Source organism: Azospirillum agricola, from assembly GCF_020005195.1.
Lineage (GTDB): Bacteria > Pseudomonadota > Alphaproteobacteria > Azospirillales > Azospirillaceae > Azospirillum > Azospirillum agricola.
Window position 1 is genome coordinate 1,451,324 of sequence record NZ_JAIFZR010000005.1, and the last position, 23,408, is coordinate 1,474,731.

The 23,408-nt window shown below is 70.2% G+C and carries 23 protein-coding genes; 15 read left to right on the forward strand and 8 right to left on the reverse strand.

The window, feature by feature from the left end; translation table 11 throughout:
- Window positions 1-97 precede the first annotated feature (97 nt).
- Window positions 98-421: a DMT family transporter gene (locus JN22_RS21880; protein ID WP_085555929.1), complete on the forward strand. Its 324-nt coding sequence runs from the start codon at window positions 98-100 to the stop codon at window positions 419-421.
- Here JN22_RS21880 and JN22_RS21885 read toward each other — a convergent pair.
- Window positions 390-3,098 (reverse strand): EAL domain-containing protein, encoded by a 2,709-nt coding sequence (locus tag JN22_RS21885; protein WP_085555930.1) that lies wholly within the window; start codon window positions 3,096-3,098, stop codon window positions 390-392. The genes JN22_RS21880 and JN22_RS21885 overlap by 32 nt on opposite strands.
- 313 nt (window positions 3,099-3,411) lie before the next feature.
- On the opposite strand from JN22_RS21885, the gene JN22_RS21890 reads away from it, so the two are divergent.
- Window positions 3,412-3,915 carry a GAF domain-containing protein gene (locus tag JN22_RS21890; protein ID WP_085555931.1) on the forward strand — a complete coding sequence of 168 codons (504 nt, stop codon included), beginning with the start codon at window positions 3,412-3,414 and terminating at the stop codon, window positions 3,913-3,915.
- Between the two features lie 41 nt (window positions 3,916-3,956).
- Here the strand turns inward: JN22_RS21890 and mtgA are convergent, their stop codons facing one another.
- Window positions 3,957-4,631: a monofunctional biosynthetic peptidoglycan transglycosylase gene (gene mtgA / locus JN22_RS21895; RefSeq protein ID WP_085555932.1), complete on the reverse strand. Its 675-nt coding sequence runs from the start codon at window positions 4,629-4,631 to the stop codon at window positions 3,957-3,959.
- Between the two features lie 117 nt (window positions 4,632-4,748).
- Here mtgA and JN22_RS21900 point away from each other — a divergent pair, with 117 nt between their 5' ends.
- Window positions 4,749-7,529, forward strand: coding sequence for an ATP-dependent DNA helicase (locus tag JN22_RS21900; RefSeq protein ID WP_085555933.1), 2,781 nt, complete (start codon window positions 4,749-4,751; stop codon window positions 7,527-7,529).
- Between the two features lie 22 nt (window positions 7,530-7,551).
- Here JN22_RS21900 and JN22_RS21905 read toward each other — a convergent pair whose 3' ends face one another.
- The 3 genes from JN22_RS21905 to JN22_RS21915 all read right to left on the reverse strand — a co-directional run bounded on the left by JN22_RS21905 (window position 7,552) and on the right by JN22_RS21915 (window position 11,450).
- Window positions 7,552-7,956, reverse strand: coding sequence for a hypothetical protein (locus JN22_RS21905; protein WP_085555934.1), 405 nt, complete (start codon window positions 7,954-7,956; stop codon window positions 7,552-7,554).
- A 424-nt stretch (window positions 7,957-8,380) separates the two neighbouring features.
- Entirely contained in the window at window positions 8,381-10,072 is a 1,692-nt protein-coding gene (locus tag JN22_RS21910) for a methyl-accepting chemotaxis protein (protein WP_085555935.1), read from the reverse strand.
- Between the two features lie 448 nt (window positions 10,073-10,520).
- Window positions 10,521-11,450, reverse strand: a complete 930-nt coding sequence (locus JN22_RS21915) for an AEC family transporter (protein ID WP_247877518.1) — start codon at window positions 11,448-11,450, stop codon at window positions 10,521-10,523.
- A 210-nt stretch (window positions 11,451-11,660) separates the two neighbouring features.
- On the opposite strand from JN22_RS21915, the gene JN22_RS21920 reads away from it, so the two are divergent.
- Together JN22_RS21920 and JN22_RS21925 are read left to right on the forward strand one after the other, a co-directional pair.
- Window positions 11,661-12,065 carry a tellurite resistance TerB family protein gene (locus tag JN22_RS21920; RefSeq protein WP_085555937.1) on the forward strand — a complete coding sequence of 135 codons (405 nt, stop codon included), beginning with the start codon at window positions 11,661-11,663 and terminating at the stop codon, window positions 12,063-12,065.
- 8 nt (window positions 12,066-12,073) lie between these two features.
- Complete coding sequence (locus JN22_RS21925) at window positions 12,074-13,000, forward strand: NAD(P)-dependent oxidoreductase (RefSeq protein ID WP_085557286.1); 927 nt, start codon at window positions 12,074-12,076, stop codon at window positions 12,998-13,000.
- Between the two features lie 84 nt (window positions 13,001-13,084).
- On the opposite strand, the gene JN22_RS21930 is transcribed toward JN22_RS21925, so the two are convergent.
- Window positions 13,085-14,104, reverse strand: a complete 1,020-nt coding sequence (locus JN22_RS21930; protein ID WP_085555938.1) for an aspartate-semialdehyde dehydrogenase — start codon at window positions 14,102-14,104, stop codon at window positions 13,085-13,087.
- Window positions 14,105-14,311: 207 nt separating this feature from the next.
- Here JN22_RS21930 and JN22_RS21935 point away from each other — a divergent pair, with 207 nt between their 5' ends.
- The 5 genes from JN22_RS21935 (at window position 14,312) to JN22_RS21955 (ending at window position 18,230) form a co-directional block, all read left to right on the forward strand.
- Entirely contained in the window at window positions 14,312-14,572 is a 261-nt protein-coding gene (locus JN22_RS21935; RefSeq protein WP_085555939.1) for a hypothetical protein, read from the forward strand.
- A gap of 260 nt (window positions 14,573-14,832) precedes the next feature.
- On the forward strand, window positions 14,833-15,222 hold the full coding sequence (gene sdhC, locus JN22_RS21940; protein ID WP_085555940.1) for a succinate dehydrogenase, cytochrome b556 subunit: 390 nt from the start codon (window positions 14,833-14,835) through the stop codon (window positions 15,220-15,222).
- An 11-nt stretch (window positions 15,223-15,233) separates the two neighbouring features.
- Window positions 15,234-15,635 carry a succinate dehydrogenase, hydrophobic membrane anchor protein gene (sdhD, locus tag JN22_RS21945; RefSeq protein ID WP_085555941.1) on the forward strand — a complete coding sequence of 134 codons (402 nt, stop codon included), beginning with the start codon at window positions 15,234-15,236 and terminating at the stop codon, window positions 15,633-15,635.
- Window positions 15,636-15,640: 5 nt separating this feature from the next.
- Complete coding sequence (sdhA, locus tag JN22_RS21950; protein ID WP_085555942.1) at window positions 15,641-17,425, forward strand: succinate dehydrogenase flavoprotein subunit; 1,785 nt, start codon at window positions 15,641-15,643, stop codon at window positions 17,423-17,425.
- 28 nt (window positions 17,426-17,453) lie between these two features.
- Window positions 17,454-18,230: a succinate dehydrogenase iron-sulfur subunit gene (locus JN22_RS21955; protein WP_085555943.1), complete on the forward strand. Its 777-nt coding sequence runs from the start codon at window positions 17,454-17,456 to the stop codon at window positions 18,228-18,230.
- Window positions 18,231-18,317: 87 nt separating this feature from the next.
- Here the strand turns inward: JN22_RS21955 and JN22_RS21960 are convergent, their stop codons facing one another.
- Window positions 18,318-18,530 carry a hypothetical protein gene (locus JN22_RS21960; protein WP_085555944.1) on the reverse strand — a complete coding sequence of 71 codons (213 nt, stop codon included), beginning with the start codon at window positions 18,528-18,530 and terminating at the stop codon, window positions 18,318-18,320.
- Between the two features lie 160 nt (window positions 18,531-18,690).
- Between JN22_RS21960 and JN22_RS21965 the strand changes: the two genes are divergently transcribed.
- Window positions 18,691-19,539 carry a branched-chain amino acid aminotransferase gene (locus tag JN22_RS21965; protein ID WP_085555945.1) on the forward strand — a complete coding sequence of 283 codons (849 nt, stop codon included), beginning with the start codon at window positions 18,691-18,693 and terminating at the stop codon, window positions 19,537-19,539.
- A gap of 325 nt (window positions 19,540-19,864) precedes the next feature.
- Here the strand turns inward: JN22_RS21965 and JN22_RS21970 are convergent, their stop codons facing one another.
- Window positions 19,865-20,497, reverse strand: coding sequence for a S24 family peptidase (locus tag JN22_RS21970; protein WP_085555946.1), 633 nt, complete (start codon window positions 20,495-20,497; stop codon window positions 19,865-19,867).
- Window positions 20,498-20,700: 203 nt separating this feature from the next.
- Between JN22_RS21970 and JN22_RS21975 the strand changes: the two genes are divergently transcribed.
- The 4 genes from JN22_RS21975 to JN22_RS21990 all read left to right on the forward strand — a co-directional run bounded on the left by JN22_RS21975 (window position 20,701) and on the right by JN22_RS21990 (window position 23,390).
- Entirely contained in the window at window positions 20,701-21,087 is a 387-nt protein-coding gene (locus tag JN22_RS21975) for a hypothetical protein (RefSeq protein ID WP_085555947.1), read from the forward strand.
- A gap of 74 nt (window positions 21,088-21,161) precedes the next feature.
- Entirely contained in the window at window positions 21,162-21,521 is a 360-nt protein-coding gene (locus JN22_RS21980) for a hypothetical protein (protein WP_223677839.1), read from the forward strand.
- Window positions 21,522-21,538: 17 nt separating this feature from the next.
- Window positions 21,539-23,140, forward strand: coding sequence for a portal protein (locus JN22_RS21985; protein WP_085555948.1), 1,602 nt, complete (start codon window positions 21,539-21,541; stop codon window positions 23,138-23,140).
- Window positions 23,133-23,390 (forward strand): Bbp19 family protein, encoded by a 258-nt coding sequence (locus tag JN22_RS21990; protein ID WP_085555949.1) that lies wholly within the window; start codon window positions 23,133-23,135, stop codon window positions 23,388-23,390. Before JN22_RS21985 ends, JN22_RS21990 begins: the two co-directional genes overlap by 8 nt.
- The last annotated feature ends 18 nt before the right edge of the window (window positions 23,391-23,408 follow it).

Here is a 23,408-nt window from a genome sequence, read left to right on the forward strand (position 1 = left end):
TCGTCGAAGCCGTCCGGGGGCCGCTGCCGGGCTTGCCGGGCACCGGGCGGGGGGCTAGGCTCGCGCCGCCTTTTCCGCTTTCCGCCGGGTGTGTTCGATGAGCTGGCTGTATCTGGGCGCGGCGATCGCGCTGGAGGTCATCGCGACCTCGGCGCTGAAGATGTCCGATGGGCTGACGAAGCCCTGGCCGGTCGCCGTCGTGGTGCTCGGCTATGTCGCGGCCTTCGCGCTGCTGGCGCAGGCGCTGAAGACGATGGAGGTCGGCATCGCCTACGCCGTCTGGTCGGCGGCCGGCACCGCGGCCATCGCCGCGATCGGCGTGCTGGTGTTCGGCGAGACGCTCAGCGCCATGAAGGTTCTCGGCGTCGTGCTGATCGTCGCCGGCGTCGTCAGCCTTCATGTGGCGGGCGGCCCGGCGTGACCGGAGCCCGCTCGCGGGGCTGATTCTCGGAAAGCGGCGGGGGTGCCGGCAGCGACTGCCGGGCGGCGCGCTCCACCGCCTCGGCCGGGCCGGGGCGGCCGAGGAAGTAGCCCTGGGCGACGTCGCAACGCAGGTGGCGAAGCTGGTCCAGCGTCTCCTGGTCCTCGACCCCCTCGGCGACGGCGGTCAGGTTCAGGTTGTGGGCCATCTGGATGACGGCGGCGGTGATCTTGGCGCTGTCGTGGTTGCGGCAGAGATCGGCGATGAAGGAGCGGTCGATCTTCAGCTTGTCCACCGCCAGACGGCCGATGTAGGACAGGTTGGAGTAGCCGGTGCCGAAATCGTCGATCGAGAGCTGCACGCCCAGCGCCTTGAGCCGGCGGATGTTCTCCACCACCAGATCGGTGTTCTGGATCAGCGTCGATTCGGTCAGCTCCAGCTCCAGGCAGAGCGGGTCGAGGCCGCTGCCGGCCAGCGCGTCGGTGACCGTCCGCACCAGATCGGTCCGCTGGAGCTGGCGCGCCGAGAGATTGACCGCCACCGTCAGCGGCAGGCCGGACTCGTGCCAGCGCGCCGCCTGCCGGCAGGATTCGCGCAGCACCCATTCGCCGATCGGCACGATCAGCCCGCTGTCCTCGGCGATGGGGATGAAGTCGCCGGGCGGGATCAGCCCGCGCTCGGGGTGGTTCCAGCGGAGCAGCGCCTCGGCCCCGATCACGGCGCCGCTGTCGATCGCCACCTGGGGCTGGTAGGCGACCTGGAACTCGTTGCGCTCCAGCGCCCGGCGCAGGCCGCTCCGGGTCGAGAGATGGGCCACCGCCTCGGCGTTCATCGCCTCGGCGAAGAAGCGGTGGGTGTTGCGGCCGCTGGCCTTGGCGTGGTGCAGGGCGGTGTCGGCGTTCTTCAGCAGCGTCGCGAAGTCGCTCCCGTCGATCGGGGCAAGCGCGATGCCGAAGGACAGGGTGACGGTCAGTTCGTGCCCGTCGATGTCGAAGGGCCGGGCCATCGCCTCGTGAAGCGAGGCGACCGTCTCGACCACCGCGTCGGCGTCGGGCAGGCCGGACAGCAGCAGCAGGAACTCGTCGCCGCCCGGCCGGCTGACCGTGTCGGTGTCGCGGACGCAGGCCGTCAGCCGTTCCGCCACCGCGCGCAGCAGCCCGTCGCCGACGCCGTGGCCCAGCGAATCGTTCACCGTCTTGAACTGGTCGAGGTCGCCGGCCAGCAGCGCCACGATGCGGCCATTGTGCTCGCCGCGGGCGATGGCCTGGGTGGCGCGGTCCTGCACCAGCAGCCGGTTGGGCAGCAGCGTCAGCGGGTCGTGGTGGGCCAGGAACTCCATGCGCTCCTGCGCCGCCTTGCGCTCGGTGATGTCGCGCACCACCACCAGCAGCCGGCGGTTGCTGCCGCCGAGCGCCGCGCGGCGCATGTTGACCTCGACCCAGAACAGGCTGCCGTCCAGCCGGCGGGCGTGCCATTCGAACAGCGGGGTGTCCCCGCCGGCGGCCTTGCGCACCCAGCCGATGGCGTCCTCCAGGCTGTAGGGCGGCTCGCCCGCGCTCAGCATGCCGATGTCGAGCGCCGACAGCGGCATGTCGCCGATGCGGTACATCTCGATCATCCGGCGGTTGGCCTGGATGATCTCGGTGCCGTCGAGGTCGTGGATGAAGATGGCGTCGTTCACGCTGTCGAAGATGGTGCGGAAGCGCGCCTCGCTGGCCGACAGGGCGGCGACGGCGTCGCTCAGGCTCTCGGTCTTGGCGTCGACCTGCCGGCGCAGCAGCGTGATCCAGACCAGCGTCACCGCCCCCAGCGCCAGCGCGCCCAGCAGAATCTTGACCAGCAGCGCCAGCAGGTTGGATTCGGCCGGGTTGGACAGCTTGCGGCCGAACCAGCGCTCGTCGATGGCGTGGCGCTCCTCGGGGGTGATCTGCGCGAAGCCATCGGCGACCTGCTGGAGCAGCGCCGTGTCCTCCTTGCGCACCGCCCAGTGGAGCTGCCCGGTGTAGAGCGGGTCGGTGTAGCGGAACTGGCCCTGGATGCCGCGTCTGGCCATGTAGTAGCGCGCGGACGGGTCGTCGATGCAGAAGACCAGCAGATCGCGCCGGGCGGCGGCGTCGAGCATCGCCTCGAAGTTCGGAAAGCGCTGGAAGCCGGTGATGCCGCGGTCGCTCAGCCATTCGACGCAGAAGTCGCTGTCCTTCACCCCCACCGTGAAGCCGCGCAGGGATTCGCTGCCGGTGATCCCGCTGAGGTCGGCGTTGAACCAGATCGGCACGTCGATGGCGGCGTAGGGCGCCGAGAAGGCCAGGGTCCGTTCGCGGGCGGGGCTGCGGAAGATCGTCTCGATGACGTCGGCCTTGCCCTCCTCCATCACCTTGCGGGCCAGCCCCCAGTCGGTGGGCAGCAGTTCCACCGGCACGCCGGTCCGGCGCGACCACAGCGCCCACAGATCCGCCACGATGCCCATATGGACCCCGTTCGCGTCGCGGAAGCTGAAGGGTGGGTAATTGTCGTCCATCGTCACCCGGATGGGGGAGCGCGCGGCCGGCTGCCCGGCCGGCTCCGCGCCCGCCGCGCGCGTCCATCCCGGCACGGCGGCCGCCAGGACCACGGTGGCGCACAGCGCGAAGGCGGCGCGGCGCGACCCCGATCCAAGGCGCGAAGGGACGGATGGCATGCAGGACCCGGCGGGTTGTTGGGCGGTGTTCAGGCGCGCTGTGTGGATGACGGTGCCTGCGCACGGGTCGCCCCGCCGCTTTCTCCTTGTCCAGTCCCGAGTCTACTCCTTTTGTTGCGAAGCGGCAACGCGAGGTTCGGCAGGTCCGGCGAAGATCACGCGCGCAGGTTGGTGTTGTCCGATCTGATCGAGATCTCGATCGCTCCGGATCACAGCTTGAGGATGCGATGATTCGATGGCGTTCGACATTCCGTTGCTGCGCCGTTACTGTCACGATTAAGATGATCGCGGCGATGGCGGCGGGGTTGTTTCGATGGACAGAACGCGGGCTGCGGTGTTCGGGTTGCGGGTCGGCCATGCCAAGGCCGGGGATGTGTGGAAGGCGGCCTGCGAGGACATCGTGGAAGGGCTCGGCGTGTCGCGGGCCAGCGTCTGGGTCTTCGACGCGGACCACGAGACCCTGGTCTGCCGCAACCTGTTCGACGCCGCGCGGCGGGAGCACCGGTCCGGCATCGTGCTGACGCGCGCCGACCATCCCGACTATTTCCGCGCCCTGACCAACAACGCCCGCGTCGTCGCTTCCGACGCGCTGGGCCATCCGGCGACCAGGGGCTTCGCCGACGGCTACTTCAAGGAAAGCGACGTCCGCAGCCTGCTGGACTTCATCGTCCTGCACGAGACCGTGCCGGTGGGCGTGCTCTGCTGCGAGCAATCCGGGACGATGCGGGAGTGGAGCGCCGCCGACATCGCCTTCCTGCAATCGGCGGCGGTGCTGATCGGCACCGTGTTCCTGGCCGGGAGCGCCGTGCCGCCCTGACGCGGCCCCCCCCGGCGCGGTTTGCGGCTTGCGGGAGGCGGTCAGCGCACGCAGCCGGCCAGCCCGTCGCGCTCCACCACGGCCATCCGCCGCTCGATGATTCCGGCGCGGCGGACGACGTAGGCGCTGGGCGTGGCGGGCGACCAGCGCAGCGGGCTCGGCAGCACCACCGCCAGCAGGGCGGCCTCCCGCCGGGTCAGCGCCGAGGCGGATTTGCGGAAATGATGCCGGGCGGCGGCCTCGGCGCCGTAGATCCCGTCGCCCCATTCGACGATGTTCAGATAGACTTCCAGGATGCGGCGCTTGGGCCACAGCCCCTCGATCAGCAGGGTGAACCACGCCTCCGCCCCCTTGCGGGTCCAGCTCCGGTCGGGCCACAGGAAGGCGTTCTTGGCGGTCTGCTGGCTGATCGTGCTGCCGCCGCGCAGCCGCTTGCCCTCCTCGTTCTCCTCCAGCGCCGCCTCGATGGAGGCCCAGTCGAAGCCGCCATGGCCGCAGAAGCCGGTGTCCTCCGCGGCGACCACCGCGCGGGCGAGGTGGGGCGAGATCGCCTCCAGCGGCTCCCAGTCGCGGTCGAGGCCGGAACCGCCGGCGGCGCGGATCAGCATCAGCGGAGTCGCCGGCACCGGGACCACCCGATAGAGCAATGCCCAGGCGACCGTCAGGCCGACCAGACCGAACACCCCGACCAGCGCCCACCGCAACAGCCGCCGCATGCCACCCCCACGCCGAACCCGCCGTTCTCAATGGGGGCGGCGGGGGCATCCGTCAACAGGCAGGCCGTCCGCAAGCGGCGCTCGCTTGCCGGGGACGGGCACCCTATAGTGCGCGCGATGGACATGACCTCCGACCCAGAGCAGCTTCCCCGGCTCGACGACGCGCCCGCCATGGTGGCCGGGGCGCGCCGCGTCGTGGCGCTGTCGCTCGACGGCGAGGTCGAGGAGCTGACGCTGGCCGCCGCCGCGTCGCGCGTGCGCCGGCAGCCGCCGCTGCTCTGCCACGCCCGCGCCTTCGCCCGCCGGCTGGGCATCGACGGCTTCCCCGCCTTCGACGCGCTGGAGCTGTTCGCCTTCGTCCATCCCGCGCGCTTCTGCGTGCCGACCCCGCGCGGGCTGGCCGAGGCGCTCGACCTGCCGGCCCCCGACGGGCACGAGGGCGAGGCGCTGGCGTTGCAGCGCGCGGTGCGCCGGCTGCTCGGCGACCTCGGCGCGCCGGGGCGGGAGGAAAGCTCCGACCCGGTCGCCTTCGCCTGGGAGATGGGGCGGTCCGGCTGGCTCTGGGCGCCCGCCGTGCTGGCGGCGCTCGGCAAGCCGGACGGGCCGGAAAAGGGGGCCGCCCGCTCCGGCCTGCGCGTCTGGACCCGCATCAAGGAGTGGGAGGAGGGCGCGCCGCCGCCGCCGCCCGCGCAGAACCCGGTCGATCCCGACGAGGCGCGCCGCCGGCTGGCCGTCATGCTCTCGGCGCTGGTGCCCGGCAAGCAGGCCGAGCCGCGCCCGCAGCAGGCCGACTATTCCAGCGCCGTGGCCGCCGCCTTCGCCCCGCGCCCGGCGCCCGACACGCCGACCGTCGTGCTGGCGGAGGCCGGGACGGGCGTCGGCAAGACGCTCGGCTACCTCGCCCCGGCGACGGTGTGGGCCGAGAAGAACGGCGGCACCGTCTGGATCTCGACCTACACCCGCAACCTCCAGCACCAGATCGACGCCGAGCTGGACCGTCTCTATCCCGACCCGGCGACCAAGGCGCGCAAGGTCGTGCTGCGCAAGGGGCGCGAGAACTACCTCTGCCTGCTGAACCTGGAGGAGGCGGTGCGCGCCATGCACTTCCAGCCGCATTCCGGCTCCGGGAGCGGAGCGGTCGGTGTCGGGCTGATGGCGCGCTGGGCGGCGGCGACCCGCGACGGCGACATGACCGGCGGCGACTTTCCCGGCTGGCTGGTCGACATCGCCGGGCGGGGGGCGACGCTCGGCCTCGCCGACCGCCGCGGCGAGTGCATCTATTCGGCCTGCGACCATTACGGCCGCTGCTACATCGAGAAGAGCGTGCGGCGCGCCCGCCGGGCCGACGTCGTCATCGCCAACCACGCGCTGGTCATGGTGCAGGCGGCGCTCGGCGGCGGCGAGGAGCCGACGCTGCCCAGCCGCTACGTCTTCGACGAGGGCCACCATGTCTTCGACGCCGCCGACAGCGCCTTCGCCGGCCATCTGACCGGGCGCGAGACGCAGGAGCTGCGGCGCTGGCTGCTCGGCGCCGAGGAGACCGGGCGCAGCCGGGCGCGCGGCCTGAAGCGCCGGCTGGAGGACATCGTCGCCGGCGACGAGGAAGCACTGGCTCATCTCGACGCCGTGCTGATGGGTGCCCGCGTGCTGCCGACCGACGGCTGGGGCGCCCGGCTGACCGCCGACAACCCGCAGGGGCCGGTCGAGCGCTTCCTGCGGCTGGCCCGCCAGCAGGTCTACGCGCGCACCGCCGGGCAGGGTGGCGTCTACAGCCTGGAGGCCGACAAGGCCTATCCGGTGGATGGGCTGGTCGAGGCGGCGGCGGATCTGGAACAGGCGCTGGTCAAGCTGTCCGAGCCGGTGGAGGCGCTGTCGCGCCGGCTGGCCCAGCGGCTGGAGGACGAATCGGCCGAGCTGGAAACCGACCAGCGCCGCCGCATCGACGCGCTGTCGCGCAGTCTGCACCGGCGCGGCACGCTGACGGTCGAGGCGTGGCGCTCGATGCTGCGCACGCTGCCGACCGAGACGCCCTCGCATTTCGTCGACTGGTTCGCGGTGGAACGCATCGAGGGGCGCGACGTCGACGTCGGGCTGTACCGCCACTGGGTCGACCCGACGGTTCCCTTCGCCGAGGCGCTGGCCGGGCCGGCGCACGGCATGGTGGTGACCTCGGCGACGCTGACCGACGGCACCGGCGACGTCGGGCAGGACTGGCGCGCGGCGGAGGACCGCTGCGGCGCCACCCACCTGCCGATGCCGGCGATCCGGGCGCAGGTGCCGTCGCCCTTCGACTACCCCAGCCGCACCCGCATCTTCGTGGTCAACGACGTCCGCAAGGACGATCTGGGCCAGGTGTCGGCCGCCTACAAGTCGCTGTTCCTGGCGGCGGGTGGCGGCGGGCTCGGCCTGTTCACCGCGATCAGCCGCCTGCGCGCCGTGCGCGAGCGCATCGCCGAGCCGCTCGACGCGGTCGGCATCCCGCTCTACGCCCAGCACGTCGACCCGCTCGACGTGGCGACGCTGATCGACATCTTCCGCGGCGAGGAGCACGCCTGCCTGCTCGGCACCGACGCGGTGCGCGACGGGGTGGACGTGCCGGGGCGGTCCTTGCGGCTGATCGTGTTCGACCGCGTGCCCTGGCCGCGCCCGGACATCCTGCATCGCGCCCGCCGCGACGCCTTCGGCCGCCGCCGCTACGAGGACATGATCACGCGCCTGCGGCTGAAGCAGGCCTTCGGCCGGCTGGTGCGGCGGGCCGACGATACCGGCGTGTTCGTGCTGCTCGACCCGATGATGCCGACCCGCCTGTGCGGCGCCTTCCCCGAGGGGGTGGAGGTCAAGCGGGTCGGGCTGAAGCAGGCGGTCGAGGAGACGGCGGAGTTCCTGCGCGGCTGGTGAGGCTGCCGAGGCGGCGGGCGCGTCAGAGCACCAGCGCCGTTGCCGGGTAGAAGACGGTGTTGCAGACCAGCAGGAAGGCCCACAGGCCGATCTCCAGCGTTTCGGTGACTGGCTGGATGCGGCGCAGGGCGCCGTACACATGCACGGCGAGCATCAGCAGGAAGACGCAGAACAGGACGTCGAAGACGTGGGTCAGGCCGGTCCCCGTGGTGACGGCGCGCAGCATCAGCAACTCGACGATCAGGATGAAGGCGCCCAGGCAGCGGCCGAAATAGACGGCCAGATCGGTCTCCGCCGGCACCCGCCACAGCATCAGCCGCGCCCAGGTCAACGGCGCCACGAGGATCGGCAGGGCGAAGGACAGGGTGGTGACCGTCATCAGGACGGTCAGGTAGGTCGTTCCATGGTCGGCGTAGAGGCCCAGCATGCTTCCCCCCGGATTTCTTCGATTTTCTGGAGACGGCCGCCCCCGTTCCGGCTGGCCTGATCGGACCCGGTTTCCACGGTTCGGCGTGTCGTAAGGGACGGCGCGGGGGAGGGATAAGGGGGCGGCCTTCGCGGCGTCAACGCCGCTCGCGCCGGTTCGATCGAAAGTACCATACCAGAGCCAGAAAGTTTTGACTTCTGGCTCTGGTATCGGCCGCGACTGCGGCCGCGCGGGCCCATGCCCGCGAAGCCAAGGCCCGCGGAGGCGGGCCGCCCGGCGTTTGAGGGACCGGAAAGTTCCGACCACAGGTCGGAATTTTCCGGTACTGGTATCAGAGGTTGCGGACGCGAAAGGGCGCCCGCCTCCCCCCGGAAGCGGGCGCCCTTTCGCGTGTCGCCGTGGCGGAGCGCTTGCGCGGCGGCGCCTACGCCGTCTTGATGGCCGACAGGAACTGGTCGACCTCGCGGCGCAGGTTCTCGGCCTGCCGCGACAGGCTGCCGGCGGCGCCGAGCACCTGATGGGCGGCCGCACCCGTTTCGCCGGTGGCCTGGGTCACGTCGCTGATGATCCCCGACACCTGCTGCGTGCCGACGGCGGCCTGCTGGACGTTGCGGGAGATCTCGGCGGTCGCCGCACCCTGCTCCTCGATGGCCGCGGCGATCGAGGTCGAGATGTCGTTGATCGAGGTGATCGTGCCGCTGATCCCGGCGATGGCGCCGACGGCGCCGTCGGTCGCCTCCTGGATCGCGGTGATCTGGGCGGCGATCTCCTCGGTGGCCTTGGCGGTCTGGTTGGCGAGGCTCTTCACCTCGCTGGCGACCACCGCGAAGCCCTTCCCGGCCTCCCCGGCGCGCGCCGCCTCGATCGTCGCGTTCAACGCCAGAAGGTTGGTCTGGCCGGCGATGTTGGTGATCAGCTGGACGACCGCGCCGATCCGCTGGGCGGCGTCGGCCAGCCCCTTCACGGTGTCGTTGGTCCGGCTCGCCTCGTTCACCGCCTGTCCGGCGATGCTGGTCGAACGGGTGACCAGCGTGGCGATCTCGCGGATCGAGGTCGACATCTCCTCCGACGCGCTGGCGACGGTCTGGACGTTGGCGCTGGTCTGCTCGGCCGCGGCCGCGGCGGACGTCGCCTGGTCGCGGGTCTGGCTGGCGGTGCGCTCCATGGTCTGCGCCGTGCTGTCCAGTTCGGTCGCGGCGGCGGCGACGGTGCGCAGCGCGTCGGCGGCCTGCGCCTCGAAGCCCTGGATCAGGCGGTCGACGGTCGCCGCCCGGCGCTGCTTCGTTTCCTGCTCGGCCGCCTGGGCGGCGCTCAGCCGGTCGCTCTCGATCAGCCCGTCCTTGAAGACCTGGACGGCGCGGGCCATCGCGCCGATCTCGTCCTGGCGGTCGCCGCCGTTCACCTCGGCCGCGTAGTCGCGCTTGGACAGGCGGTGCATGACGGCGGTCAGCCGGTCGACCGGGCGCGAGATGGTGGCGACCGCCGCCACGGCGGCGGCGATGCCGAAGGCCAGGGCGAAGACGATGGCGCCGATGACCCAGTAGATGGAGCTCCGGTAGGCCGCCTCGCCGCGGTTGGCGGCCATCCGGCCCTGCAGGGTGTTGAATTCGGTGAGTTCCTGGAGAATGGCGGTCGCCTTGACGATGGCCTCGCGGGATTCGCCGCGGAAGATCTCGCCGGCCCTCTCATTCTCGTTCTTGCGCGACGCGACCAGCACCTTGTCGCGGCTGATGGCGAGATACTGCTCCCAGACCACCGAGAAGCGGGCGTAGAGCTCCTTCTCCTGGGCGAGGTCGATCAGCGCCTCGTACTGGCGGCGCTTGTCGTTCAGCGTCTTGACGAAGCCGGCGAGGCGCTCCTCGGAAAGCTGCTGGTCGGCCTGAGCGGTCGAGATGATGTGGGTGCCTTCCTGCGACCGGTAGGACTGGGCCGTGCTGCGGATGTCGCCAAGCAATCCGACGCTGACCAGCCAGTTGTCGCGAATGTCGGCGGCTTCCTCGTTGAGGGTTGCAAGGCGGTCGAGCGAGAAGACGCCCAGCCCGATGACAAGAAGAAAGAAAGATCCAAGAATTCCCAGCAATTTTGAGCGAATTGTCAAATTTTCAAAGCGTTTCATTGTCTGAGCCCGCCGCCTATCAATGATTGTGCGTGCGCGCGATGCTCGATTTTAAATTTTCACTGCATGGCGCGCGACGGGTGACGGGTAACATACGCCGGTATGGAAGTACAGCGTTCGACATATGTCAAAATGTAGCAAGAGCCGTGACATCCGTGATGGCGCCTGGTCTATTCATCGCTTTCCGGTTTCCGGAATGCGTAAATGATTTTTAAATCATAAAATAAATATATGGCTGCTATCGCAAAATCATATGGGATCGATGATCCGGCTTTTCTTGATTATTCATTCAAATATGGGAAGGAAGCCAGGGATTTTCCGATTGTCTTAAAATCGGCGATTCCATCGGTCGCATACTGGGCGGTTCCTGCAAGAATGCTCCGGCGCGTCTTCCACGTCGCGGGGGAACTCCGGCGCAGGGCATGATTTTTCCCGTGAAATCAGTGTTTTATCCAGCGGGGGCGTAGACCGCGAGCAGCGCGGACAGCGTGACGACGCTCAGCACCGTGGACACCAGGATCGCCGAGGATGTGCGCTCGACATAGAGCTGGTATTGCTGCGCCACCACGAAGGTCAGGGCTCCGGTGGGCAGGGCGGCCAGGATGATCGCCGAGCCGGTCCAGAAGGGATCCATGGGGAACAGCGTTTCGGTCAGCACCCAGGTCAGCGCCGGCTGCGCCAGCAGCTTCATCGCGCTGATCCAGCCGGCCTCGGCCAGCCCGGCGGTCAGCTTCTGCGTCGCCAGGAACAGGCCGATGGCGAACAGCGCGCAGGGGCCGGCCGGCGCGCCCATCAGCTCGCAGAAGGTGGCGATCGGCTTGGGCACCGCGACGCCGGGCAGCAGCGCCGACCACGCGATCCCCAGCGCGGTCGCGATGATCAGGGGATTCTTCAGCAGCGCGCGGCCGACGTCGCGCAGCGCCTTGCCCAGCCCGCCGCCATGGCTGTTGGCGAACTCCAGCCAGATCACGGCGATGCCGACCATCACGGCGCTCATGATGACGGTCGCCAGGATGGTCGGTGCCAGGTGGTCCGGGCCGAAGGCGGCCAGGAACAGCGGGATGCCCATGTAGCCGGTGTTGGAGAAGGCGGCGTTCAGTCCCTGCATGCAGTGGATCTGCGTGCGGTCGCGGCGGATCAGCCAGCCGGCCAGCGCGCCCAGCGCGTAGACCGCCAGCATCGCGCCAAGAAAGGCGCCGATGAAGGGGCCGTTGAAGATCTCGGGCAGCGAGCGGCGCGCGGTGCCGAGGAACAGCACCGGGGGCAGGGCCATCCAATAGACGAACTTGTTCAGCGCCTCCGACGACGCGGGGCCGAGCAGCTTCGCCTTTCCGGACAGCACGCCCGCCAGGATGATGGCGAATACGGGAAGTGCCACGTTGAACACGACGGACATGGCGCGGACAATACGGATCACGAACGGTCGCGTCGAGGCGCCGACCCTCCCGTTCCGGGCATGGCACCCCTGCCCGTCGGGGCGCCGCCGCTTTCCCGTCGGGACGGCCCCCCTTGACGCGTCGCCGCCGCCGGGCAAGATAGCCGCGACGGGGACTCCCGGTTCCGGAGGAGGCCCCGCGAAGGAAGGCCAATGATCGACCACCACAGCGCGCTGATCTACGTCATGGTCCTGGTGTCCGCCTGCGACGGCGACATGACCAACGACGAGCTCGAGACCATCGGCGAGAATGTCCGCTACCTGCCCATCTTCCGCGACTTCAACGGCGAGCAGGTGATGGCGGCGACCCGCGAATGCACCGCCATGCTGGCCGACAGCGACGGGCTGGACACGGTGCTGACCATCGTCGAGCAGGCGCTGCCGGCCAAGCTGCGCGAGACGGCCTACGCCGTCGCCTGCGACATCGCCGCCGCCGACGCCAAGGCCTCGCAGGAGGAGCTGCGCATGCTGGAGATGATCCGTCACCGGCTGGGCGTCGACCGCCTGTGCGCCGCCGCCATCGAGCGCGGCGCCCGCGCCCGCCACATGCGCCTGTGACGGTGACCATGACGACGCCTTCCACGACCCCCGCTCTCCCCTCCGCCCCGGCGGGCGACCCCCCGCGCCCCGACCTGTCGGGCCGCGGCGTCGGCTTCATCGGTCTGGGCCTGATGGGCAAGCCGATGGCCCGCGCGCTCGCCCGCGTCGGCGCCTCGCTGGTGATCTCCAGCCGCAGCCCCGGCCCGGTCGCCGAGCTGGCGGCCGAGGGCATGCTGGCCGCCACCGGCCCGGTCGCCGTCGCCGGACAGACCGACACCATCATCCTGATGCTGAGCGACACGGTCGCCGTCGGGAGCGTCGCCGAGGCGCTGCTGCCGGCCCTGAAGCCCGGCCATCTGGTGATCGACATGGGCACCACCGCGGTGGACGCGACGCGGGCGCTGGCGGCGCGGGTGCGCGCGGCCGGCGCCGACTGGCTCGACGCCCCGGTGTCGGGCGGCACGGTCGCGGCCGAGGCGGCGACCCTCACCATCATGGCCGGCGGCCGCGAGGCGTCCTTCGCCCGCGCCCTGCCGCTGTTCCAGGCGATGGGGCGGCGGATCACGCTGGTCGGCGACAGCGGCGCCGGGCAGATCGCCAAGACCGCCAACCAGGTCATCGTCGGCCTGACCATCGGCGCGGTGGCGGAGGCGCTGGCGCTGGCCAAGGCGGCCGGGGCGGATCCGGCGCGGGTGCGCGACGCCATCCGCGGCGGCTTCGCCGAATCCCGCATCCTCGACCTGCATGGCGGGCGCATGGTGTCCGGCGACTTCACGCCGGGCGGGCGCGTCGTCACCCAGATCAAGGATCTGCGTCAGGCGGAGCAGCTCGCTGAGCAGTCCGACGTGGATCTGCCGGCGCTCGGCCTGACGCTGGAGCTGTTCGAGATGCTGGCCGAGCAGGGCGACGGCGGTCTGGACCACTCGGCGCTGTACCGCCTGTTCGCGCGCTGAGGGGCTTCCCCATAGCGGCTGACTTTGCCCTCTTCCTCCTGGGGAGAGGGTTATGTCAGCGCCGATGGGGGCTTTCCCGGCTCCTCACTCTTCCAAGTAATCGCTCGCCAGGATCTCGGCGATCTGCACCGCGTTCAGCGCGGCGCCCTTGCGCAGGTTGTCGGCGACCGACCAGAAGGCCAGCCCGTTCTCGACCGTGATGTCCTCGCGGATGCGGCTGACGAAGACCGGGTTCTCGCCGGCGACCTCGACCGGGGTGATGTAACCCTCGCCGGCGCGCTGGTCGAGCACCGACAGGCCAGGGGCGGCGCGCAGGACCTCCAGCGCGTCCTCGGCGGTGATCGCCTCCTCCGTCTCGATGGTGACGGCCGCGGAGTCGCCGATGAAGACCGGGACGCGCACGCAGGTCGCCGTCACCTTGATCTTGGGGTCGAGGATCTTCCTCGTCTCGACGTTCAGCCGCCATTCCTCGTGGGTGTAGCCGTCGTCCAGGTTGCGGTCGATGTGCGGGATGACGTTGAAGGCGATCTGCTTGGGCAGGACGCTCTTGGCGACGGGATCGTTGACGAAGATGGCGCGGGTCTGGGTGAACAGCTCGTCCATCGCCTCCTTGCCGGCGCCCGACACCGCCTGGTAGGTGGCGACGACGGCGCGGCGCACGGTGAAGCGGTCGTGCAGCGGCTTCAGCGCCAGCGCGAGCTGGATGGCGCCGGCGCCGGGGTTGGCGACGATGTAGCGCTGCTTGTAGCCGGCCAGCGCCGCGCCGTTGACCTCCGGCACCACCAGCGGGATTTCGGGGTCGGTGGCGTAGTGGCCGGACATGTCGATCACCACGCAGCCCGACGTCGCGGCGCGCGGGCTGTGCAGCGCCGCCAGCTTCGGATCCGACGACGAGAAGGCGATGTCGATGGTGGAGAAGTCGAACCTGGCGGCGTCCTGCACCTTCAGGACCTCGTCCTCGCCGTAGGAGACCTCGTGCCCGACCGCCCGGTCGGTGCCCAGGGCGACGACGGAGTCGGCCGGGAATTTCCGCTCGGCCAGCGTTTGCAGGATCTCGCGCCCGACATTGTCGGTGGCGCCGATGACCGCGACGGTGAAGCCCATGACGGAGGTATCCTTCTGGCAATAAGAAAAGGCAGCAAGCCAAGACCGCAACGAGCTAGGCGCTTTCCCGCCGGATTGCAACCCGGCCCGCCGGAACGGGGCGAGCCACGGGAGGAGTCGCGGGAGGAATTGCGCGGGCGCGCCGGCTGTGACACGGTGGCGCCCGCCCTTTTCCCGATCACAGTGGACACCCGAAGCGCCCGCGCCATGCCGCTCATCGAGGACATCATCGCCAAGGCGATCAAGGACGCTGACAAGTCCTTCTTCAACGAGGATTACGCCAAGCAGGCGCGGTCGGTGACCGCGGCCCTGAAGAAGGCCGGCTATCAGGTGGCGCCGATCAAGCCGCCCGACGGTCTGGTCGAATGGGCCAAGGAAAACATACCCTTCGGCCGTCTGCGCCCGGCGGAACTCATCACCCAGATGTACTCGATGATGCTGGAGAACGTGCGGCGCTTCGACAAATAGCAGTCCGCAGTCCTCGACCGCCGGAACCCGCTGGTAATACCACGGACCGCGAAGGCCGTTTCTTTTCAGCCACTTCCCGCACTGCTCCAAAATCGCCGCAGTCCGGTCCCGCGCCGTTGACTCAGGTCCAGCGGGGGCGTAATTCATTGCGCCAACCAATCGGACGGACAACCGTCCCAAATCCCGGGCACGCACCACACCCAGCCGCCGCGGCAATCGTCATGTTGCGCCGCGACCGGCCGCGAACAGAGGACGACGCAATGGCAAACGGCAGCGGTCGGCCGCTCTCCCCGCATCTGCAAGTCTACCGACTTCCGCTGACCGCGGTCATGTCCATCACGCACCGCATCACGGGCGTGGGGCTGGCCGTCGGCACCCTTCTCCTGACCTGGTGGCTGGTCGCCGCCGCCGTCGGCCCCGACGCCTTCGCCAGGGCGCAGGGCTTCATCGGCTCGCCCATCGGCCTGCTGTTCATGTTCGGCTGGTCGGTGGCGCTCTACTACCATCTGTGCAACGGCATCCGCCATCTGGTGTGGGACGCCGGCAAGTCGTTCGAGCTGGCCGACGCCGACCGCAACAACAAGATCGTGCTGGGGGCCACCGCCGTCCTGACCGTGCTGACGTGGATCGTCGGCCTGGCCGCGTGGTGAGGAGAGAGAGCATGGCGTCCAATTCCTCCAAGTCCTCCCTGCGTTCGCCGCTGGCCCACGCCCGCGGCCTGGGTTCCGCCAAGCACGGCACCGAGCATTGGTGGGGCCAGCGGCTGACCGCCATCGCGCTGGTCCCGCTGACCGTCTGGTTCGTCTTCGGCGTCATCGGCCATCTCGGCGCCGACCACGCGGCCTTCGTCGCCTGGATGCGGTCGCCCTTCTCGGCGGTCATGATGATCCTCACCGCCGGCGTCGTCTTCCACCACGCCCATTCGGGCCTCCAGGTGGTGATCGAGGACTACATCAACGTCGAATGGCAGAAGCTGACGGTGCTGATCGCCGTGAAGTTCCTGTCCTTCGCGCTGGCGGCGGCCTGCGTGCTCGCCGTCGTCAAGATTTTCATCGGAGCCTGACGAGCATGGCGACCGCCTATCAGATCATCGATCACACCTATGACGTCGTCGTCGTCGGCGCCGGCGGCGCGGGTCTGCGCGCCACCTTCGGCATGGCCGAGAAGGGCCTGAAGACGGCGTGCATCACCAAGGTGTTCCCCACGCGCAGCCACACGGTCGCCGCCCAGGGCGGCATCTCGGCGGCGCTCGGCAACATGGGCGAGGACGACTGGCGCTACCACATGTACGACACCGTCAAGGGGTCGGACTGGCTGGGCGACCAGGACGCCATCGAGTACATGTGCCGCGAGGCCATCCCGGCGATCATCGAGCTCGAGCATTACGGCGTGCCCTTCTCGCGCACCCCGGAAGGCAAGATCTACCAGCGCGCCTTCGGCGGCATGACCGCGCAGTACGGCAAGACCCAGGCCTACCGGACCTGCGCCGCCGCCGACCGCACCGGCCACGCCATGCTGCACACGCTCTACCAGCAGTCGCTCAAGCACGAGGCCGAGTTCTTCGTCGAGTATTTCGCGCTCGACCTGATCATGGAGGACGGCGTCTGCAAGGGCGTTCTCGCCTGGAACCTCGACGACGGCACCATCCACCGCTTCCGCGGCCAGCTCGTCGTTCTGGCGACCGGCGGCTACGGCCGCGCCTACTTCTCGGCGACCTCGGCCCACACCTGCACCGGCGACGGCGGCGGCATGGTGCTGCGCGCCGGCCTGCCGATGCAGGACATGGAGTTCGTGCAGTTCCACCCGACCGGCATCTACGGCTCGGGCTGCCTGATCACCGAGGGCGTGCGCGGCGAGGGCGGCTACCTCACCAACTCCAACGGCGAGCGCTTCATGGAGCGCTACGCGCCGTCGGCCAAGGATCTGGCCTCGCGCGACGTCGTGTCGCGCTCGATGACCATCGAGATCCGCGAGGGCCGCGGCGTCGGTGAGCACAAGGACCACATCCACCTGCACCTGGAGCATCTGCCGCCCGAGGTCATCCACCAGCGCCTGCCCGGCATCGCCGAGACGGCCAAGATCTTCGCGGGCGTCGACGTCACCAAGGAGCCGATCCCGGTCCTGCCGACCGTCCACTACAACATGGGCGGCATCCCGACCAACTTCCGCTGCGAGGTGGTCACCCCCACCGCCGACAACCCCGACCAGGTCGTCCCCGGCCTGATGGCGATCGGCGAGGCGGCCTGCGTGTCGGTGCACGGCGCCAACCGCCTGGGCTCCAACTCGCTGCTCGACCTCGTGGTGTTCGGCCGCGCCGCCGCCATCCGCGCCGCCGAGATCGTGACGCCGGGCAAGGCCGTGTCGGTGAAGGCCGACAGCGCCGACGCCGCGCTGGAGCGCTTCGACCGCATCCGCAACGCCAAGGGCTCGATCAAGTCGGCCGACCTGCGGCTGGAGATGCAGCGGACGATGCAGAACAACTGCGCCGTCTTCCGCACCGGCGAGGTGATGAGCGAGGGCGTCCAGAAGATCGACGCGATCTTCGCCAAGAAGAACGACATCTCCATCAGCGACCGCTCGCTGGTGTGGAACTCGGATCTGGTCGAGGCGCTGGAGCTGGACAACCTGCTGTTCCAGGCGGTCGCCACCCTGCATTCGGCGGAGAACCGGCCGGAGAGCCGCGGCGCCCACGCGCGCGAGGATTACCCGAACCGCGACGACGAGAACTGGATGAAGCACACCGCGATCTGGGTGGGCGAGGATGGCCAGACGCGGTTCGACTACCGCCCGGTCCATCTCTACACGCTGACCGACGAGGTCCAGGTGTTCCCGCCCAAGGCCCGCGTGTACTAAGGCCCCGCTCAAGGCAAGGATAGCAACCATGGTCGAATTCAACCTGCCAGCCAACTCCAAGGTCGGCGTCGGCAAGACCATCAACGTCGCGAACGGCGCCAAGCGGGCCAAGACCTTCAAGATCTACCGCTGGAGCCCGGACGACGGCCAGAACCCGCGGGTCGACACCTACGTCGTCGACCTCGACAAGTTCGGGCCGATGATCCTCGACGCGATCATCTACATCAAGAACCAGGTCGACAGCACGCTGACCTTCCGCCGCTCCTGCCGCGAGGGCATCTGCGGGTCGTGCGCGATGAACATCGACGGCACGAACACGCTGGCCTGCCTGAAGGCCATCGAGGACGTGAAGGGCGACGTCGCGATCTATCCGCTGCCGCACATGCCGGTGGTGAAGGATCTCGTCCCCGACCTGAAGCACATCTACGCCCAGCTCGCCTCGATCAAGCCGTGGCTGCAAAGCCAGTCCCCGGCGCCGAGCCGCGAACGGCTGCAATCGCCGGAGGACCGCGCCAAGCTGGACGGCCTCTACGAGTGCATCCTGTGCTTCTGCTGCTCGACCTCCTGCCCCAGCTACTGGTGGAACGGCGACCGTTACCTCGGCCCGTCGATCCTGCTCCAGGCCTACCGCTGGATCGCCGACAGCCGCGACGAGATGACGGGCGAGCGCCTCGACAACCTCGAGGATCCGTTCCGTCTCTACCGCTGCCACACCATCATGAACTGCACCAAGGCGTGCCCCAAGGGCCTGAACCCGGCCAAGGCGATCGCCGAGATCAAGAAGCTGATGGTGGCCCGCCGCTGATCCATCCGTCAGCGACGCATCGACACGCGATGGGGCGCTCCGCGAGGAGCGCCCCGTTTGCGTTCGGGCCTGCCGCTGGCTTGCGGTTCAGCGGAAGTCCGGATCGGTCGGCTGCGATGGCGGCAGGTCGGCGCCCGGCACCGGCGGCATGGTCGTGCCCGGCCCGCCGGGATCGGGCAGGTCGGGGTTGTCGGTGATCGGGCCGTCGGTCAGCGGGACATCCTCGTGCGGCCGCGGTTGGGGATTGGGAGGGGCGGCGCGCAGCGGCTGCGGACCGGGGGTCGGGGAAATCCAAGGCATCGTCGGTATCCTCGCGAACAGACTTGGGATCACGAGAGTCAACCACGGGCGCGGCAAAGCGCTCCCCCCGGCATCGGTTGACCGGCGGCGATGAGGGGGTATCCTCTTCGCACGGGCGTCGCCAACAACGGAACACACCAAGCGAGGGAAGGAACCAATCATGGGCGGGACAACGGGTCAGGCGTGGAGCTGGGTGCAGGGCGAATGGGTGGAGGGCAATCCCCCCATCGTCGGTCCGCTGTCGCACGCGCTCTGGCTCTCTTCGGTGGTCTTCGACGGCGCGCGGGCCTTCCAGGGCGTCGCCCCTGACCTCGACCTGCATTGCGCGCGGGCGATCCGCTCGGCGCTCGCCATGGGGCTGGCGCCGATGGTGACGGCCGGCGAGATCGAGGAGCTGTGCTGGGACGGCATCCGCCGTTTCGGCAAGAACGCCGAACTCTACATCCGGCCGATGTTCTTCGCCGAGGAGGGCTTCGTCGCCCCCGATCCGGAGACCACCCGTTTCGTCCTCTCGATCTACGAGGACCCGCTGCCGCCGCCGACCGGCTTCACCGCCTGCCTGTCCTCGCGCCGCCGTCCGCCGCCCTCGATGGCGCCGACCGAGGCCAAGGCGGCCTGCCTCTACCCCAACGCCGCCCGCGCCCTGACCGAGGCGCGCAAGCGCGGCTTCCAGAACGCGATCCTGCTGGACGCCATCGGCAACGTCGCGGAGTTCGCGACCTCCAACCTGTTCATCGTCAAGGGCGGGGTGGTGCGGACGCCGGTGCCGAACGGCTGCTTCCTGAACGGCATCACCCGCCAGCGCGTCATCGCCCTGCTGCGGGCCGATGGCGCGGTGGTCGAGGAGTGCACCCTGACCCCGGCCGACCTGCTGGAGGCCGACGAGGTGTTCTCGACCGGCAACCATTCCAAATGCGTGCCGGTGACCAAGGTCGAGGACCGTGCCTTCGCCCCCGGCCCGTTCTTCAAGCGGGCGCGGGCGCTCTATTGGGAATACGCCTTCCGCTGAGAGCGTTGCCGGGGGCGTGGACGCGAAGGGCGACCCTGCCGGCGAAGGGGCTTGTGCCCGACCGGGGCGAGCGGGAACTCTCCGTCAGGCTGCCCTGCTCACGGGCCGCCTTCGGCGATGTCCCGGTCTGCCTTCCGGTATTGGACCGGCCGGGCGGACCGGCCCGGCATCGTGCGGCGGCGCGCACCCTGCGCCGCTGATGCCGGCGACGCCGCGGCCGGAAGGAAACAACACCTAGGACCTTGGACCGGGAGCGGCGGGGGATACATCCAGCGTCATCCGCCGCGCCGCCATCCGCCGCGCGGCCTTCCCGCCCACTGGCCGTCTACTGGCTGGCCCAGATGATCCGCGCGATCCAGGCGATGTCGCTGCGCGGGATGCTGCGGTCGGGATGGGCGCGGTTGATCGACAGGAGGTCGATCTTCGTCGCGGTTTCGCGGAGCAGCTGCTTCGCCATCACCTCGCCGCCGCGCGTGCGGACGACGACCCGGTCGTTGCGGCGGATCTGCGCGCTGGGCGACACGATGATGGTGTCGCCGTCGCGGTACACCGGCTCCATGCTGTCGCCGGCGATCTCCAGCGCGTAGGCGGAGGGATCGCCGAGATCGGGGAACATCAGCTCGTCCCAGCCGCTGCCGACCGGATAGCCGGCGTCGGTGAAATAGCCCGCGTTGCCGGCCTGGGCGTAGCCGATCACCGGCACGCGCTGGAAGCTTCCCGGCCCGCCGCCCTCGCCGATCAGGCTGACGAACTCCGACAGGGAGGCGCCGGTCGCGTCGAGAACCTTGGAGATGCTCTCGGTCGAGGGCCAGCGCAGCTTGCCGTCTCCGGTGGTGCGCTTGCTCTTGTTGAAGGTCGTCGGATCCAGCCCGGCACGCCGCGCCAAGCCCGACGCCGACAGTTCGTGCGTCGCCGCGAGGCGGTCGATGGCCCGCCAGATGTCCGAATGCTTCAGCATGGGACGATAATCTCATAAACGCGGGAGGCGGTCCCTAGGAACTTTTTCATATTCTCGTTGACGGAGGTGCCGGGCGAGAACATAAAGCGAACGAAAGCGCCACCAGACCGCGAAAAACCGTTCGGAGGATCGGTTGAGGCGCGAGTCGCAAGGGGTGGCGAAGCTTCCGCGCGCAAGCGCCCCCGTCCTTCAGGGAGACGATCATGCTGTCTCGACACGCCGTGCGTTCCGCCCCGTCCCGGCATCTTTCCAACCCCTACACCGCCGACGGAACCCCCTTCGACAGCGGGGAGGAGGCGTGGTTCTGGTCGGTGCAGGCGCAGGACGCCAAATCGGCCGGTGCCCGTGTCGTCGCCGGTTGCGGTCTGGTCCAGCGCCCCTGCGAACCGGCCGACGTGCTGCGCGTCGTCGACCGTCTTTTCCGCAACCGCCAGCTCGTCCGCGACCATCTGCATGTGCTGGTCCATTACGGCCGCCGTCTCAGCGCCCCCGACCCCGGCCGCCATCGCGAGCAGCGCGCCCATGCCCTGTGGCGGGAGGCGTTCGAGCGGGTCACCCCGGTGCTGCGCCAGAAGGGCATCGCGCGATGAGCCAGGCGCCGGCCCCCACACCAGTCCCGGCCCCGATTCCGCTCCCGGCCGGGAGCGGGGCGCCGAGGGCCTGGGTGGTGTTCCGCGGCGAGGCGCCGCTGTGGTGGCTGCGGGCCCTGCGGCCGGGCTTCCGCCACTGCCTCGCCCTGCTGAACGACGGGCGGCACTGGCTGGTGGTCGATCCGCTGGCGCCTTTCACCGACGTCGCGGTGCTGGACCTGCCGGCCGATCATGACCTGCCGGGCTGGTACCGCGACCGCGGCCTGACCGTGGTGGCCGCTCCGCTGCGGCGCGGTCTGGTCCGGCCGGCGCCTTGGGGGCCCTTCACCTGCGTCGAGGCGGTCAAGCGGCTGCTCGGCCTGCACGCCCCGCTGGTGCTGACGCCGTGGCAACTGCATCGCCACCTGACCCGCCCGGTTTCCTCCGGGCCTTGAACAAAGGGACCGCCCCGATGCCCGACCACGCCGCCCGATCTGCCGCCCAGCCCGCCGCCCAGCCCACCGCAAGACGCCGGCGCGGAGCCGAACCTTCCGAGCCCGAGGCGCTGCTCGACCGCTACCGCGCCGCGCGCGAGCGGCGCGGCGTCTGGGAAAGCCACTGGCAGGACTGCTACGACCACGCCCTGCCCAACGGCCAGCCCTTCCGGGGCACCGGCACGCCGGGGGAACGGCGGGTCGACCGCCTGTTCGACGGCACCGCCCCCGACGCGGTGGAGCAGCTCGCCGCCAGCCTGCTGTCGGAGCTGACGCCGCCCTGGTCGCGCTGGTTCGGTTTCCAGCCCGGTCCGGCCCTGACCGGGGCCGAGCGCGACCGCGTCGCCCCGATGCTCGACCGTGCCGCCGGGATCGTCCAGGCGCACCTCGACCGTTCCAACTTCGCGGTCGAGGTGCATCAGTCCTTCCTCGACCTCGTCACCGTCGGCACCGCCAGCCTCCTGATGGAGGAGGCCGCCCCCGGTTCGCCCTCCAGCCTGCGCTTCACCGCCGTGCCTTTGGCCGAGGCGGTGCTGGAGGAGGGGCCGGACGGTCGCCTCGACGGCACCTACCGCCGCAGCGAGGCGACGCTCGCCCAGATCGTCCACCGCTTTCCCGCCGCCGAACTGCCGGAGGAGGTGCGCCGCCGCGCCGCCGCCGAGCCCGACGCCCGCTTCCCGCTGGTCGAGGCGGTGCTGCCCGACGGCACCGCCTACCGCTGGGCGGTGGTGCTGGACAGCGGTCTGGCCGACCCGTCCTGGCTGGCGCGTGGGCGCTTCGCCCAGTCGCCCTTCGTCAACTTCCGCTGGCTGAAGGCGCCGGGCGAGACCTACGGCCGCTCGCCGGTGATGAAGGCGCTGCCCGACATCAAGACCGCCAACAAGGTGGTGGAGCTGGTTCTGAAGAACGCCTCGATCGCCGTCACCGGCATCTGGCAGGCCGACGACGACGGCGTGCTGAACCCGGCGACGATCCGGCTGGTGCCGGGGACGATCATTCCGAAGGCGGTCGGCTCGGCCGGGTTGACGCCGCTCGCCAACCCCGGCCGCTTCGACGTGTCGCAGCTGGTGCTCGACGATCTGCGCGGGCGCATCCGCCATGCCTTGATGGTGGACCGGCTGGGGCCGGTCGAGCAGGCGCGCATGACCGCCACCGAGGTGATGGAGCGATCGGCCGAGATGGCCCGGCTGCTCGGCGCCACCTATGGGCGTTTGCAGGCGGAGATGCTGACGCCGCTGCTGCTGCGCGCCGTCGCCATCCTGCGCCGCCGCGGCGAGATCCCCGACATCACGGTGGACGGGCGGCTGGTCGAGCTTCAGCACCGCTCGCCCCTGGCCCAGGCCCAGGCGCAGCGCGATGTGCAGGCGACCCTGCGCTGGCTCGACACCGCCAGGCAGTTGGGGCCGGAGGCCGCCGCGACGGTCGACGCCGCCGCGACCGCCCGCTGGCTGGGCGAAGCCTTCGGCGTGCCCGCCAAGCTGATCCGCGCCGAGGACGCCGTTGCGGCGGCCGCGCCCGCTGCCGCTCCGTCGCCATCGCCCACCCCGCAGCCCACGCCGGTGGAGGCGCCGCATGGCTGATCCCGCCGGCTGGGACTGGCTGGACGGCGCCGCGACGGTGTCGGGCGGCGGTGGCGACGACCCGTCGCCAAGCTTCGCCCGCTGCTTCGCCGGGCCGGATGGCGTGCGGGTGCTGGCCGTGCTGCGGGCGATGACGCTCGACCGCGCGCTCGGCCCCGACGCGCCGGAGGCGGCGCTGCGCCACCTGGAGGGCCAACGCCAGCTGGTCGCCGTGATCCTCGCCCTGACCGCGCGCGGCCGGGCGCGCTGACCCGCCCCTTCCTTAACC